Raw genomic sequence first — 14,509 nt, 5'->3', positions numbered from 1 at the left:
AGCCGTTCCAGGAGACGCAGCGGGTAAATCCGCAGCTCCTCGCAGGAGAGCGGCGTACCGCGCGGTGTCGTCGCCGCTGGGTTGGGGTGCGCGAACGGTCCGCCCCCGGTGAGCGTGAGGCGTTCGATGCTCCCGGGACTGGACGAGCGCGATCGAGGCTCGCGAAGGAGCGCCGTGCGGGCCGGCGGCAAGCGGCCCCCGGCCCGGACTCAGGGACCAGACACGTCGACCGGTAGGCCCGCCCGCCGCGGCATCGTCAGGCTGCGGCGCAGCACCACCAACAGCGCATCCAGCACCGAGCCACGGTCACGGGCGTCGAAGGTGATCAGCGGCGTATCGTCGGAGACCGCCAAGGCCCACCGTACATCGTCAAGATCGTGGGTCAACAAGCCGTCGAACAGGTTGACGGCCACCCCGAAGGGAATGCCGGTTCGCTCGAAATAGTCGACTGCCGGATAACAGTCGTCGAGGCGACGCGCATCCACAATCACCAGGGCGCCGAGCGCCCCCTCGGTCAGATCGCGCCACATGAAACCGAATCGGTCCTGGCCCGGCGTGCCAAAGAGGTAGAGTTTGATCTCGTCATCGATGGTGATGCGACCAAAGTCCAGCGCAACCGTCGTGGTCGTCTTGTCTGGCACCTCCTCGGCGCGGTCGAGCGCGGCCGCGACCTCGGTCATCGGCGCCTCGGTGGTCAGCACGGGAACTTCGGAGATCTGAGAGACCGCAGTGGTCTTGCCCACTCCGAAACCACCGGCGATGACGATCTTCACCGGTACGGGCGGCCGGCCGTTTTCGGCAGCCGCTTCAGCGAATTGCGGTGAGTCCACGGATAACCCTTTCGATGATCTGCCTTTGCCGGTCCTCGGGGAGGTCCAATCCGCGGGTGGTGAGAAACTTCAGCGCGATCAAGTCGGCGACCAACACTCGCGTGACTCCGAGATGCAGCCCGACGTGGGCGGAAATCTCCGCGATCGCTACCCACTCCGTGCAAAACTCGACAATGTCGCGATGCTCGTAGTGCAGGCGGGACGCCCCTTCCAAGCCGTCCCGGGTCGCCACCACCTGTGCCGCCATGTTCAACGTCACCCCCATGGGGCGTACCCGCCCGCCGGTCAGCAGATATGGCCGTACCCGGGACACCTGGCGATGTCGTGCGCCCGCTGTTTCGTGAGCCCCGTCTGCGACCACCCTGGTCAGGCCCGGACCGTAAGCTTCAGTTCGTCAATAAGCTGCGGCGTGAGTACCGGGCCGGCGTGATTGGCAAAGACTGCCATCTCATAGGCGAGGTTCCCCAGGCTGGCGTCCTTCTGCGCGAGCACTCCGAGTGAACAACCCGTGCTGATAGCGCTGACCAGCAGATAGCCCCGCTGCATGTCGATGATGACCTTGTTCGTAGCGCCGAGGTCGTAAACACGTGAAGTGCCACTCGCCAAGCTTGCGAGGGCAGAGGTGATGGCGGCGAGTCGGTCGGCGTCCGCGCGAGAGAGGGTGGCGGAGAGCGCCACCAGCAACCCGTCGGAGGAGACCGCGATCGCCTCCAGGACGCCCGCGGTATCGCTGGCGAACCTTTCGAGTAGCCAGTTGAACTGCTGCGCCTCGTTGCTTGTCTGGTGCCCAGGTACTGTCATTGTCCGCTCCGGTCGTAGTGGAGGGCCGCCGCCCGAGCGAGCCCATCATGAAAGTCGTCGAGTGCTGCCCGTTCGGCCTCGGGATCACGTCGCGCTCCAACGCTTCCGGTGCGCGGCTCTGCCGCCCGTGTGTGAGCGGTGAGTTCCTCGGCCAACTGCAGGTTGAGATGCTCTCCCGGACGGCGCCGTTGCAGCCCGCCGGGGCTGACCTGAGCGGTCCCGCGAGCCGTCGACGACCCGGCAACGCGCGGCCGCAATGGCCCGACATCCGTAGCCCGCCCGCCTGACGTCTGCGCATCACGACCTGGCCCACGCGGCTCGGGCCTGATCGCGCCCGCAGCTCGCGCTTCGCCACGGACCATCTCGTCCAGCTCAGCGCGCTCCGCCTCGGGACGTCGGGATGGGTACGGCAGAGTTTCATGCTTCCCACTCCAACCGGCGGGCTCGGACCGGGCCGGACCATCCCAGTCCAGGGTCGTCTGGGTTGCGCCGGGCCGGCGTCGCCGCAGCCCAGCACGCATTTCCGTGGCTACCGGCTCCTCTGCCGTTCGGGGCGGCGGCGCCTCGGGCTGGTCCCTACGCGAAGCAGTTGGCTGCGGAACCTGACGGTGGGGTGTTTCCGCAGCAGCGTCCAATCGTCCAGTCCACCAGTTGAAGGCACGGTCACCGAGCGCCTCGGGCAGCGGGCGGGACGGCGCTTCCACACCCACGGCGACGGGGCTGCGGGCGGCAGCACTCTGCGCTGCCCGTCGCACCGGCGTGGGCTCAGCCCCTCCTCCCGACCGGGCCGCCGGTTGATCACCATTCAGGTGCAGCAACACGTGCTGCGGAACCGTGATCTCGGCGGTCACCCCGGTGACCGGCGACGGCATCAGGCGTACCGTCATCCCGTGCCTCCGGGCCAGCCGCCCCACCACGATCAGTCCGAGCATGTTGGTCGGCGCGACGTCAGGCCGTCCCACCGAGACAAGTCGACGGTTCTCCTCGACGATTCGGTCCGGCCTCATGCCGATTCCGGAGTCGACGACGCGAATCACGCACTCCGAAGCCAGGCTCGTCGAGACGACGACCGGCGCGGACGGCGGCGAGAATGATGTCGCGTTTTCGAGCAACTCGGCAAGGATCAGGGTCAGGTCGGCCACGGCACCCGCTGCCACCGTTGGGTTGGCCACCGATTCCAGGTGAACATTCTGGTAACGCTCGATCTCGCCGATCGCAGAGCGGATGACGTCGATCAGCGGTGTCGGGGAGTGCGCAGGCAACTGCTCCTCGTCCCGCCGACCGGCAATCGCGAGCAGGCTCTCGGTCCCTCGCCGGAGACGGCTGGTCAGGTGGTCCAACTGGTACAACTGCGCAAGCCGCTCTTCATTGGACTCGTCACGCTCCAACTGGTCGATACGAGCCACCTGCCGCTCAACCAGACTACGAGTGCGGTTCGCGATGTTGACGAACATCACGGATACGTTGCGCCGGTTGAGTGCCTGTTGCTGCAGCAGCAGCGCCGCAGTCGCCTGAACACGGTTGAACGCTGATGCGAGTTCGCCGATCTCGTCCGCCGACCGCAGCATCACGGCCGCGAACTTCGGCTGAAGTTCCTCGTCGTCGTACTCGAGCTCGTTGATCCGTGTCATCTCGTCAGCGGCGAGGTCGGCTACCGCGTTGGCCGCGCGCGTCATTCGCCGCAGAGGCCGTGCCACAGACCTGTTCACCGCGACAGCGAAGAGCCAGATCGCGGCCAGCAGTCCCGCAACCACCCCGACCTCCAGGCCGGCGGCGCGACGGGCAGCGACTGCGGCGTTCGCCGCTCGCTGCGCTGTGTCGCGCGTGATCTCGTCCTGGACCTCCTGCCGAGTTGAGAGCGCCCCCTCGATCATCGGCATCAGTCGACTAATAGGAAGAGCCTGTGCCGACCCGCGACGGCTCGCCACGGCGGCCACTGCCGCTCTCGCCCGCCCGAATGTTGGCCCCGTTTCCGCTGCCGCGAGCAGCGCCTGGTGGTGCGCGTCCCCCTGCTGCTGGAAAATCTCCCGATAGATCACGGCCGCGGACTCCGCCGTAGCCGCCAATTGCTGGGCTCCGCTCGGGTCCACCGGCGCGAGTAGCACCGCGGTGAGGCTCTGACTGACCGCCTCGTCCAGTCGCAGCAGGGAATCCGCCGCCGCCGTCCGTCGCAACCCCGGCGCGTCGGCACCTGCTGAGCCGGTCAGACGTAGGCCATCGAGCAGTTCCCGGATCAGGTCGTCGTAGCTGCGGGCGAGCTTCGCTGCGGCACGGGCGTCCGCCGATGCCGGGGCCCGAAGCTCCCGCAGGCGATCTGGTTGGGCCAGCACCTTACGAAGCTCGGCGCCAGCGGTGGACGGCAGCACACGTGCCACGCTCTCCCAGCTCTCGTCCACGTGTTGCATCTGCACAAGAAGCGCGTCGCGACCGACAGGCGCTCCGGCGAGCCGTCCCACGACGAGCAGGCGCTCCCGCTGTAGGTCCCGGATCAGCCGGCCTACCGCCCGCGCATTCTCCGCGCTGTCCGCGACGGCCGCAGCCGAGCGCGCCTGGTCGACGCCCCGCGCGACGAGCGGTACGGTAGCGCACAGCGCCACGGCCACCGATAGCAGCGACAGGAGGCTGAGTCGCTGCGTGACGCGTAATCCGCTAAGCATCGGACAGCTCTTCGTCACCCGATCGAGGTCGTACGCCGCGCCCGACCCGGAGCAATTCTTCGGCCGCGAGCAATTCCCGAGCATCAACCTCCGGCATCGCGACGGACAGGGACGCGACATCGACAGTCGGCTGCGTCCCAACCTGCTCGTCCCGGTCGTCGCCCGACTCCCGTTCGCGGGCGGGCACCGCCCACCAGAACAGCAGCAGCCCGACTAATGCCCCGCCGATCACCATGGCGATCTGCTGTTGCCGGAGCCTGTTGAGGGAGCGGACAGTGTCCTCGAGGAGCCGATCCAGCTCGATGGACATCGCGTCGGCCACGTCCAGGCTCGCGTCCTGTACCTGTGCCGAAATGGCAGCGACTGCATTCTTCCCCGCCGTTCCGGCCAGCGCAGTGTCGCCGAACCGGTTGACGGTGTCGCGGAACGAGTCGAGGGGCTCGATCAGCGCAGCGTGGCCAGCGGCTCCGGTCACGGCCCGCAGACCGGTCTCGATCGCTGCGGCCGCAGCCGCCACCTGCGCACGAGTCACCGCGATGGCGACCGTGGTCGACTCAGACTTGTCACCGAGGTACGTCTGGTCAGCCACCAAATTCGCCCCGGTCAGCACGATGGGCAACTGAACGAAGCTCGCATCGGCAAGGTAGCTGCCGTAGCTGTCCCCACTGCCGTTGACGTGCGCGAGACGCAATACCGTGGCGGCCATGTCCACCGCGAGAGTGAGCACCTCGCTGTAACGGTCAAGCGCTTGACGCCCGGTCGGCCTGTCGTCCATGAGCTGCTTGACCTTCGGACGCAATCCGGACCAACTCTGGCCAAGGCCGAGCGCCTGGCCCTCGCGTTCGTCCAGCGTATCGAGCTCGACGACCGCCCGCTGGAGCGCGCCGAGGTTGGCCGGAGTATCGCGCACCGTCTGCGCCCTGAGCCGGGTCAACTCGCTGATCAGGTCGGTAGCTGCCTGTAGGTAGCGCACTCCCTGCTGTTCGCTCGTGACCTGAGCTGTGTCGGAGTCGATTTGCCTGCGCGACTGCACGGCGAGCATCGCGTGCACTGCGGCCAGGACGGCGATCAGCAGCAACGCGACTGCGATCCATGGCCCGCGCCGTTGACGGAGGGCTATTGACTTGGTCACGACCGGACCGCCGGCTGCGGCGACGACGGGATCGCGTACGCGGTCTCGCCATGCTGTGACAGGTCCACCCCGACGCTCTCTGCGCGGCCACCGATGCGGTTGCCCCGAATCCGCGACACGATGGCCATGATGAGCAGGGAGGCCGCCGCGGAGTACACGACCACCGCGCCGACGGTCAGCGCCTGCACTCCGAGCAGCCGATATCCGCCCCCGTAGAACAGGCCATTCGCTATCCCAGGATTGACCGAGGCGGTGGCGAAGAGGCCGACCGAGAGCGCGCCGATCAACCCGCCGCCCAGATGGACGGCCGCGACGTCGAGCGCGTCGTCGAGTCGGAAAAGCGCCTTGAGCCCCACTGCGAGGTGGCACAGGACGCCTGCCGCAAGACCGATCAGCAGCGCACTCGTAGGCGTCACGTACCCGGCCGCCGGAGTGATCGCGACCAGGCCGGCCACTGCCCCGGACGCGGCACCCAGCGTGGTGGGCTTGCCGAACCGAAGTCGCTCCACGACCGCCCAGGCGATCATCGCCGCTGCGGCGGCCGCCTGCGTGTTGATGACCGCGAGAACGGCCAGGCCGTTGGCGCCGAGTGCCGAACCACCGTTGAATCCGAACCAGCCAACCCAGAGCAGCGCCGTGCCGAGCAGCATCATCGGCAGATTGTGCGGACGATGCTCCGCACGAGCCCGAGCCCCCAGACGAGCGGCGACGACGAGCGCCGCCGCACCGGCGTTCGCGTGCACCACCGCTCCACCAGCGAAGTCGAGCGCGCCGAGCTGGTGCGCCCAACCGAGCGGCGAGAACAGCCAGTGCGCCACAGGCGCGTAGACCAACACGGACCAGAGCGCGACGAAGAGCATCGAGGCACTGAAACGCCACCGCTCCGCCCCGGCCCCAAGGATCAGAGCCGGGGTGATCACCGCGAACATCATCTGGAACAGCACGAAGGCCATTGGCGGTACCCCGGCGAGGTCGATCCCCGGTACCTCGGCCGCGAGATCGGTCAGCCCGACGAATGACCACCCGCCGACGAGCGAGTTGCCCGGCCCGAAGGCCAGGGAGTAGCCGAGCAGTAGCCATAGGACCGTGACGACACCGATCGTCATAAAGCCCTGCATCACCGTGCCGGCGACGTTGGAGGCGCGAACCATGCCACCGTAGAAGAAAGCCACTCCTGGCGTCATCAAGAGCACCAAGGCGGCCGACACCAACACCCAGGCGGTTGCCCCGCCATCAAGACCCGCTTGATCCATCCCTACTCACCTCCACCCGTAGCCAGATCGCCGTGCCCCCCAAACGGGCCGGGTTCGACTTTGGTTCAAAGCGAACCCGAATGTTTACCGGTTCAGGGCCAAGCCAAGAGCACCTGACATAAGTGCAGCCCAAGGGGCAGACGGCTCAACCCCACAGTCCCGGGCCGCCCGCCGACAAACCGGGCATACAGCCCGGTCGTCACGACGACCGGCAATTCCCGCGACCGCCGCCACTCAAAGACTGTCCATGTACGCGGGCAGGTCGATCCGATCCCGGGCGTCAGCCGGCCCGGACCGACGTCAATGCGGCGCGCATGGCCTCAACCGGGGCGCGTACGCCCGTGAACTGTTCGAACTGGTCCACCGCCTGAGCCAGAAGCAGGTCCAGTCCGGACATCACCCGCAGGTCGGCCCCGAGCGCGGACGCCGCCAGGGGGGTCGGCCACGGGTCGTAGAGCGCGTCGAGGTACACCGCGCCGGATCGCCAGTCCGCCTCGCCGGCGAGGGAGTCGGCCGCCCCCTTCGGCACCGTGGAGACGACCACGTCGGCCGCGAGGTGGCGGCGAGCGTCCACCCAGGCGCCGGCGCTCAACGCAACGCCGACCGCCCCAGCGACCGGCCGCAGGCCTTTCACCGCTTCGGCCCTGCGGGCCACCACCGTCACGCCGGAGCAGGCCAGCCGGGCGGCGGCGGCGAGCGCGGCCCGGGCGGTGCCCCCCGCGCCGAGCACCGTCACGGCCGCGCCCGGTACCACCCCGGCCTCGGTGAGCACATGCACCATGCCGGCGACGTCGGTGTTGTCCGCGTACCAGGAGCCGTCCGGGCGGCGTACCAACGTGTTGGCCGCGCCGATCGCGACGGCGACCGGCGACGCGGCGTCGGCCACGGCGAGCGCCGCCTCCTTGCCCGGCATGGTCACCGACAGCCCGGCCCACTCCGGGCCGAGGCCGGCGACCAGGTCCGGCAGCTCCGCGGCCGCGCACTCGATCCGGGTGTACGACCACCCGGTCAGCCCGGCCGCCGCGTAGCCGGCGGTGTGGATCACCGGGGAGAGGGAGTGCGCGATCGGTTTGCCCAGCACCGCGGCCCGTCGTCGGAGCGCCATCAGATAATGCCGGCCTCCCGGGCCCGGGCCTCGTTGCGCTGGTGCTGCGCGTAGGTCTCGGCGAAGGCGGAGTGGCCCTGCTTGTCGATCGCCACGAAGTAGAGCCACCTCCCCACCGGCGTGTCCATCGCCCCCTCCAGGGCCCGCTTGCCCGGGTTGTTGATCGGGGTGGGGATCATGCCGGACAGCTTGCGGTTGTACGGGTTCTTCGGGTCGTCCAACTCGGCCGCAGTCATCTGCTTGGACGACTTGGTCGGCTTGCCGATCGACTCCAGGTAGTAGTTGACCGTGACGTCCATCTCCAGGCAGCTGCACGGGAACTCGCCGTACGCCCGGTTGTAGGCCACCCGGGCGACCTTGCCGAGGTCGTCCTTGTTACCTGCCTCAGCCTGGGCCAGCGACGCCACGATCAACCCCTCGTACGGGCTGACCTTGCGCTCCTTCTGCACCCGGTCGGCGAACTTCATCTCGCCGGTCACCGAGAGGAAGTTGTCCACCATCAGCTTGAGGATGCTCTCGGCGGTGGCCTTCGGCGGGATCTCGTACGTGTCCGGGTAGAGGAAGCCCTCGACGGACTTGACGACCTTCTTGCCGTCGTCGCGCTTGAACCACCAGTCCGGGACGCCGAGCGCCTCCGGGTCCTTCGCGGCAGCCTCGAACTCCTTGACCGGGATCTTGGTCTTGTCGGAGAGCATCTTGTAGATGTTCTTGCTGGTGCGGCCCTCGGGAATGGTCAGCCCGTTGACGATCTTGTTTTTCAGGTCGAGCATGGCCGTCACGGCGCTCGCGCCGCTCATCTGCTTGCGCAGCTTGTACGTGCCCGGCTGGATGTTCTTGCTGCGCGAGTTGGCCGCAGCGGCCTCGATGAACGCCTTCTGGCTCTTGACCACGTCGGCCGCGACCAGGGCGTCGGCCATGTCGGCCAGCAACGCGCCGTTCTTGATCTCGACGGTGATCTCACCGGACCCGGCGCCGTCGTAGTCGGGCGTGACGAAGTAGTTCTGGATCCGGTCGAACCCGTAGAACGCGCCGCCACCGATGACACCCAGCAGGACCAGGGCCATGAACAAAGCCAGGAACGTCTTGCCCCGGCCGCCGCCGGAGCCTTTCTTGCGCTTGTTGCGGAAGCTGCGTCGGTGCCGGCCCTTCTCACCTCGCTCCGGCTCGTCAAACCCAAGGTCCAGATCGTCGATCATTACGTCCGCCTCCGCTGCGCGTCCAGCCAGCTCTGCAGGATCTCCACCGCGGCCGCCTGATCGACAACCGCACGTTGACGCTTGCCACGAACGCCACGCTCGGCAAGCCTACGAGAAGCGACCACGGTCGACATCCTCTCGTCGGTAAGCGTTACCGGGACCGGCGCTATCACATCGGCCAGCCGGTCAGCGTACGCCTTGACGCTGACCGCCGCCGGGCCGTGTTTACCAGCCAGGTTGACCGGAAGGCCGACGACCACCTCGACGGCCTCGTGCTCGACCACCAGCGCCGCGAGCTGGGCAATGTCGGTCGGCACCGCGTCCGGCGCGGCGGTGAGATCGCGGGCGAGGGTGACCACCGGCGTGGCCAGCACCCCGTGCGGATCCGAGCGGGACACCCCGACGCGCACCTGACCGACGTCCACACCGAGGCGAACGCCCCGCGTGAGCCCGGTCACCGTGGGTCACCCGGGGGCTGTCGACGAACCAGGGCGAACCGAACGGTCCGCCCTGGTCGACACTGACCGTTCATCACGCCTCGGTGATCGCCTTCTCGACAGTGAGTAGGAGGTTCGGCGCCTCGGTCGCGGGCAGGCCGCCACCCTGGGCCAGCTCGGGGCTTCCCCCGCCACGCCCGGAGAACGCCGCCTTCACCAGGTCCGACGCGGCGAGGCCCCGACTGCGGGCCGCCGCGTTGACCGCCACCACCAGCGACGCCTTGCCGTTCGCCCGAGCCGCCACGGCGACCACGGCCGGCCGCGCCGGGTCGATCTTGCCGCGAATCTCCTGAGCCAGGGTCCGTACGTCGTTACCGGCCGCACCCTCCGGCGCCTCGGTGCCGACGTACGCCACCCCGCGCACGTCCTTGGCCTGCGCGGCGAGGGCACCCGCCCCGCCGAGCACCAGCTGGGCACGCAGCTTCTCCAGCTCCTTCTCCGCATCCCGGAGCTGGGTGACCGTCTGCTCCACCCGGTCGGCGACCTGGTCGTTGGGCACCCGGTACAGCTCGGCCAGCCGGGAGACCAGTAGGTGCTCCTTGGCCAGGAAGTCGAAGGCGTCCATGCCGACCAGCGCCTCGACCCGGCGGACACCGGAGCCGATGGACGACTCGGAGAGGATCTTCACGAGACCGAGCTGTGCCGAGCGGGCCACGTGCGTGCCGCCGCACAGCTCCCGGGCGTAGTCGCCGACCTCGACGATGCGCACCTCCTCGCCGTACTTCTCGCCGAACAGCGCCACCGCGCCGATCCGCCGCGCCTCGTCCAGCGAGGTGATGAAGGCGTGCACCTCCAGGTCGGCCAAGAGCACCTCGTTGACCTGCTGCTCCACGTCGCGCAGGACGGTCGGCGACACACCCGTCGGGGTGTTGAAGTCGAACCGCAGCCGGCCCGGCGCGTTCAGCGAACCCGCCTGGGTGGCCGACTCGCCGAGGAAGCTGCGCATGGTCTGGTGCACCAGGTGGGTGGCGGTGTGCGACCGGGAGAGCGCCCGCCGCCGGGTGGTGTCGATCTCGGCGTAGCCGGTGTCGCCGGGGTGCACCTCACCCCGGATCACCCGGGCCCGGTGCACGATCAGACCCGGCACCGGCTCCTGCACATCGAGCACCTCGACCTGACCGTCGCCCACGGTGATGATGCCGTGGTCCGGCTGCTGGCCGCCGCCCTCGGCGTAGAACGGGGTCGTGTCGAGCACCAGCTCGACGGTCTCGCCCTCGGTCGCCGCCGCACGCGGACCGTCCGAGCCCAGCAGTGCCCGCACCCGCGACTCGCGGGCCACCTCGCTGTAGCCGGTGAACGTCACCGGGCCACCCTCGTCGAGCACCGACCGGTACGCCGACACGTCGATGTGCCCGGTCTTGCGGGCCTGCGCGTCCGCCTTGGCCCGGGTCCGCTGGTCGGCCATCAGCCGGCGGAAGCCCTCGTCGTCGACCTTCAGGCCCTGCTCGGCCGCGATCTCCAGGGTCAGGTCGATCGGGAAGCCGTACGTGTCGTGCAGCTGAAACGCCTTCGCCCCGGACAGCGCCGTGCCACCCGCCGAGCGGGTCTCGGCGATCGCCGTGTCCAGGATCGTCGTCCCGGCACGCAGCGTCGACAGGAAGGTCTCCTCCTCGGCGTACGCGTACTGCGCGATCCGGTCGAAGTCGGTCGCCAGCTCCGGGTACGACGGCGCCATGCAGTCCCGCGCCACCGGCAGCAGCTCGGGCAGCGCCCGGTCCTGCCAGCCCAGCAGCCGGATCGACCGGATCGCCCGGCGCATGATCCGCCGCAGCACGTACCCGCGACCCTCGTTACTGGGGGTGACGCCGTCGCCGATCAGCATCAGCGCGGTCCGCACGTGATCCGCGACCACCCGCAGCCGGACGTCGTCCGGGTGCGACTCGCTGGCCACGTGCCCGGAGTGCGCGCCGTACCGCTTGCCGGTCAGCTCTGCGGCCCGAGCCAGGATCGGTCGTACCTCGTCGATCTCGTAGAGGTTGTCGACACCCTGCAGGATCGAGGCCATCCGCTCCAGGCCCATGCCGGTGTCGATGTTCTTCGCCGGCAGCTCACCCAGGATCGGGTAGTCCTCCTTGTTGGTACCCGGACCCCGCTCGAACTGCATGAACACGAGGTTCCAGTACTCCAGGTAGCGGTCCTCGTCGACCGCCGGGCCGCCCTCGCGGCCGTACTCCGGACCCCGGTCGTAGAACAGCTCCGACGACGGACCGCACGGCCCGGGGATGCCCATGGACCAGAAGTTGTCCGCCTTGCCCCGACGCACGATTCGCTCGGCCGGCACACCCACCGACCGCCAGATCTCGTACGCCTCGTCGTCGTCGAGGTAGATCGTCGGCCAGATCCGCTCCGGATCCAGTCCGTAACCGCCCTCGGCGATCGGCTTCGTGGACAACTCCCAGGCCAGCGGAATCGCCCCGGCCTTGAAGTAGTCGCCGAAGGAGAAGTTGCCGTTCATCTGGAAGAACGTGCCGTGCCGGCTGGTCTTGCCGACCTCGTCGATGTCCGGGGTGCGGAGGCACTTCTGCACGCTGACCGCCCGCTGGTACGGCGGGGTCTGCTGGCCCAGGAAGTAGGGCACGAACTGCACCATGCCGGCGTTGACGAACAGCAGGTTCGGGTCGCTGAGGGCGGGCAGCGGAGCGGACGGCACCACGGCATGGCCGTTCGCCTCGAAGTGCGCGAGGTACCGCCGCTTGATCTCCGCCGTATTCATCGCTGGTGTTCCTCCGGAAAAATCTCTCGATCGCCGATCCGCGGGGACTCCCGCAGCTCGGCGAACTGGTCGTCGAACGCCTCGCCTTGGACGAACGCCTGGTGGATCTCCTGCTCGCGCTCGGCCATCCCGACCCGGATGTCCTCCACGAAGCTACGCACCGACTCCACCAGGCTGCCAGCGGATTCCGACAACGAGCTGGCGATGCCGGCCGGGGTGTACGCCTGCGCGGTCCGGGTCGCCCTGCGGACCACCACCACGCCCACGGCCACGCCGATGCCGAGCCAGAACAACCGCTTCATGTCGTGCTACCTCCTGTGGCCGGGCCGGTCAGCGGTTGCCGCGCCGGGCGGCCCGCCGCTGCTGCTTGATGGTGTCGCGCACCTCGCGCTCGGTCTCGGCGTGCCGGCGGCTCGCGGCGGCCCTGCGCACGCTGTAGCCGAACGCGGCGACCTTGACCAGCGGGTTCGCGGCCGCGGCGGAGACCACCGTCGCCAGGTTGGCGACGTTGGCGGTGACGTTCTGGGCGTGGCTGGTCATCGTGTCGACCTTGGCCAGCTGCAGGTTCACACCGTCGAGCGAGGTCTGCACCTGCTCCAGAGCGATGTTGACGTTCTTCACCGTGGTGTTGACGTCGCCGAGCAGCGGTGCCGTCCGGTCGTTGAGGTCGTTGATCATCCGGGTGGTGGCGTCCACCGTGTGCCGCAGCCGCAGGATCGGCAGCGTCAGGATGAGCACCAGCAACGCGAACGCGCTCGCCGCGATCAGCGCCGCGACCTCTCCAATGTCGCCCACGCGTGTCCTCCTCAAGCAGATTTCCGCCGGACCCGACGTCCCCGGAACGCACAACCGTGGTGCCCACCGAACCCACCGGGCCGCCGCCGGTCGGCGAGCGCCGACGGCCCGCCAGCCCCAGACCCTACCGTCCGTGATGGAGAGCGGCTCAGGACGGTGAGGGTGTCACGTCGCCCAGCGGATCCCCGCTGACCGTCGGGAACGGATCCTCCCCGGTCAGTGACGGATCGGTGCTGGGCTGCGGCCTGGTCCGCTCGTCGTCGATCGCGTTGCGCACCTTCACCGACACCAACGAACCGGCGCACTCCCCCGCAGCGGCCGACGGGTCGGGTGACGGCACGATCGCCGGCTCCCCGTCGACCGGCGGCGGCACGCAGGCCGGCGCGCGCACCCACAGGTCGAGGGTCAGCTCGTCCTGACGCCAGCACGTGTAGCTGCCCTTCGTCTCCTGCTCGGGGCAGCGGCTCACCTTCCACGGTCGCCAACCGTCGTGGCGCAGCGCCTCCTCGTAGACCTTCGCCGTCTCCTCCGGCGACTTCTCCGAGGTGACGGTGCGCTCGCGAAGCCGGCAGTCGAGCAGGCACCAGCGGCTGCCGCTGACGTCGTCGACTGTCTTCGTCGCGGCCCACGCGGGCACGTCGAGCTGGTCCAGATTGTCGAAGACCGGGTCCCGGCTGAGCGTGCGGAGGCCGAAGAAGAGCGGCACCGCGCCGAGCAGCACGACGCTGACCAGCGCCAGGACGGCGACCCGCAGCCGACGTCGTTCACGCGACTGCCGGTGCTGCTCGGACCGGGCGCCGGGGGCCGCATCGTCGTCGTCGGAGCTGTCATGGCCGGCCGCGCGCAACGCCGGCCCATCGGTCGGCTCGGAGGGCGGCCGGTCCACCGGACCCGCCGTGGCCGGGGGCACGACGGCAGCGCGGGCGACCGGTTCGCCGGGACGGCCGGATGGCGGCACGGGGGCGACACCGCTGGGCTCGGGGCGACCGCCCTCGCGCGGCGGCGGCAGGGCCCGACCCGCGGCGCGGTCCGCCGGTCGCGGGGCAGCGGCACGCGCGGCCACGGGCGACCCCGGGCCGGCCTGCTCGGCACCCGCCCGGACGTCACCGCCGGGCGGCTGGCCGACCCCTGGCGGGCGGACGGCGGCGCGCGCCGGAGCATCCGGCCGGGGTGGACCGTCCGGGCCGACGCCCGGCGGGACAGCGGCGCGCGCCGGACCGTCCGGGCGGGGCCGGGCCGCACCAGGTCGGGGTGGACCGTCCGGGCCGACATCCGGTCGTACCGCCGCGCGGGCCGCACGCTCCTGATCGACGCCGGGTGGGACAACGGCGCGGGCCGCGGCGTCCGGACCGCCCGGCGGCACAGCGGCACGCGCCGCACCCTCCGGACGGGACCGGGACGGACCATCCGGACCAGCACCCGGCGGCACCGCCGCACGCGCCACACCATCCTGACGGGACCGGGACGGACCATCCGGACCAGCACCCGGCGGCACCGCCGCACGCGCCACACCATCCTGACGGGACCGGG

Annotated in this window: 14 protein-coding genes; 1 reads left to right on the top strand and 13 read right to left on the bottom strand. The window is 69.6% G+C overall.

The genetic code is table 11. The annotated features are described in order from the left end of the window. Positions 1–209 precede the first annotated feature (209 nt). The 13 genes from ACLQ24_RS06450 to ACLQ24_RS06390 all read right to left on the bottom strand — a co-directional run bounded on the left by ACLQ24_RS06450 (position 210) and on the right by ACLQ24_RS06390 (position 13,826). The gene (locus ACLQ24_RS06450) at positions 210–830 is read right to left on the bottom strand and encodes a GTP-binding protein (RefSeq protein WP_425889606.1); all 621 of its coding nucleotides are present in this window, start codon (positions 828–830) and stop codon (positions 210–212) included. Beyond that, on the bottom strand, positions 808–1,089 hold the full coding sequence (locus ACLQ24_RS06445) for a DUF742 domain-containing protein (RefSeq protein ID WP_425889604.1): 282 nt from the start codon (positions 1,087–1,089) through the stop codon (positions 808–810). Before ACLQ24_RS06445 ends, ACLQ24_RS06450 begins: the two co-directional genes overlap by 23 nt. A 107-nt stretch (positions 1,090–1,196) precedes the next feature. After that, positions 1,197–1,631 carry a roadblock/LC7 domain-containing protein gene (locus tag ACLQ24_RS06440; RefSeq protein ID WP_425889602.1) on the bottom strand — a complete coding sequence of 145 codons (435 nt, stop codon included), beginning with the start codon at positions 1,629–1,631 and terminating at the stop codon, positions 1,197–1,199. After that, positions 1,628–4,306, bottom strand: a complete 2,679-nt coding sequence (locus ACLQ24_RS06435; RefSeq protein ID WP_425889601.1) for a sensor histidine kinase — start codon at positions 4,304–4,306, stop codon at positions 1,628–1,630. The genes ACLQ24_RS06440 and ACLQ24_RS06435 overlap by 4 nt, the downstream gene beginning before the upstream one ends. Beyond that, positions 4,281–5,366: a hypothetical protein gene (locus ACLQ24_RS06430; protein ID WP_425889599.1), complete on the bottom strand. Its 1,086-nt coding sequence runs from the start codon at positions 5,364–5,366 to the stop codon at positions 4,281–4,283. Before ACLQ24_RS06430 ends, ACLQ24_RS06435 begins: the two co-directional genes overlap by 26 nt. Before the next feature lie 50 nt (positions 5,367–5,416). After that, positions 5,417–6,673, bottom strand: a complete 1,257-nt coding sequence (locus ACLQ24_RS06425; RefSeq protein ID WP_425889598.1) for an ammonium transporter — start codon at positions 6,671–6,673, stop codon at positions 5,417–5,419. Between the two features lie 280 nt (positions 6,674–6,953). Beyond that, on the bottom strand, positions 6,954–7,778 hold the full coding sequence (locus tag ACLQ24_RS06420; RefSeq protein WP_425889596.1) for a shikimate dehydrogenase: 825 nt from the start codon (positions 7,776–7,778) through the stop codon (positions 6,954–6,956). Further along, a complete protein-coding gene (gene mltG, locus ACLQ24_RS06415) occupies positions 7,778–8,974 on the bottom strand; it encodes an endolytic transglycosylase MltG (protein WP_425889594.1) in 1,197 nt (398 codons plus the stop codon). Before mltG ends, ACLQ24_RS06420 begins: the two co-directional genes overlap by 1 nt. After that, positions 8,974–9,432 (bottom strand): Holliday junction resolvase RuvX, encoded by a 459-nt coding sequence (ruvX, locus tag ACLQ24_RS06410; protein ID WP_425889592.1) that lies wholly within the window; start codon positions 9,430–9,432, stop codon positions 8,974–8,976. Before ruvX ends, mltG begins: the two co-directional genes overlap by 1 nt. Before the next feature lie 73 nt (positions 9,433–9,505). Beyond that, positions 9,506–12,184 (bottom strand): alanine--tRNA ligase, encoded by a 2,679-nt coding sequence (gene alaS, locus ACLQ24_RS06405; RefSeq protein ID WP_425889590.1) that lies wholly within the window; start codon positions 12,182–12,184, stop codon positions 9,506–9,508. Further along, a complete protein-coding gene (locus ACLQ24_RS06400; protein ID WP_425889588.1) occupies positions 12,181–12,486 on the bottom strand; it encodes a hypothetical protein in 306 nt (101 codons plus the stop codon). The genes alaS and ACLQ24_RS06400 overlap by 4 nt, the downstream gene beginning before the upstream one ends. Before the next feature lie 28 nt (positions 12,487–12,514). Next, entirely contained in the window at positions 12,515–12,979 is a 465-nt protein-coding gene (locus tag ACLQ24_RS06395; protein WP_425889587.1) for a DUF948 domain-containing protein, read from the bottom strand. Positions 12,980–13,127: 148 nt separating this feature from the next. Beyond that, positions 13,128–13,826: a hypothetical protein gene (locus ACLQ24_RS06390; protein WP_425889585.1), complete on the bottom strand. Its 699-nt coding sequence runs from the start codon at positions 13,824–13,826 to the stop codon at positions 13,128–13,130. Here ACLQ24_RS06390 and ACLQ24_RS06385 point away from each other — a divergent pair. Further along, positions 13,809–14,509, top strand: a 701-nt coding sequence (locus ACLQ24_RS06385) for a hypothetical protein (protein WP_425889584.1), incomplete at its 3' end; no start/stop codon positions are given. The two genes, ACLQ24_RS06390 and ACLQ24_RS06385, sit on opposite strands and share 18 nt — an antisense overlap.

The sequence above is a fragment of the Micromonospora sp. DT4 genome, assembly GCF_049841675.1.
GTDB lineage: Bacteria > Actinomycetota > Actinomycetes > Mycobacteriales > Micromonosporaceae > Micromonospora.
The sequence above is the reverse complement of the archived record's forward strand: the minus strand, read 5'-3'. Positions and strand labels throughout refer to the sequence as shown.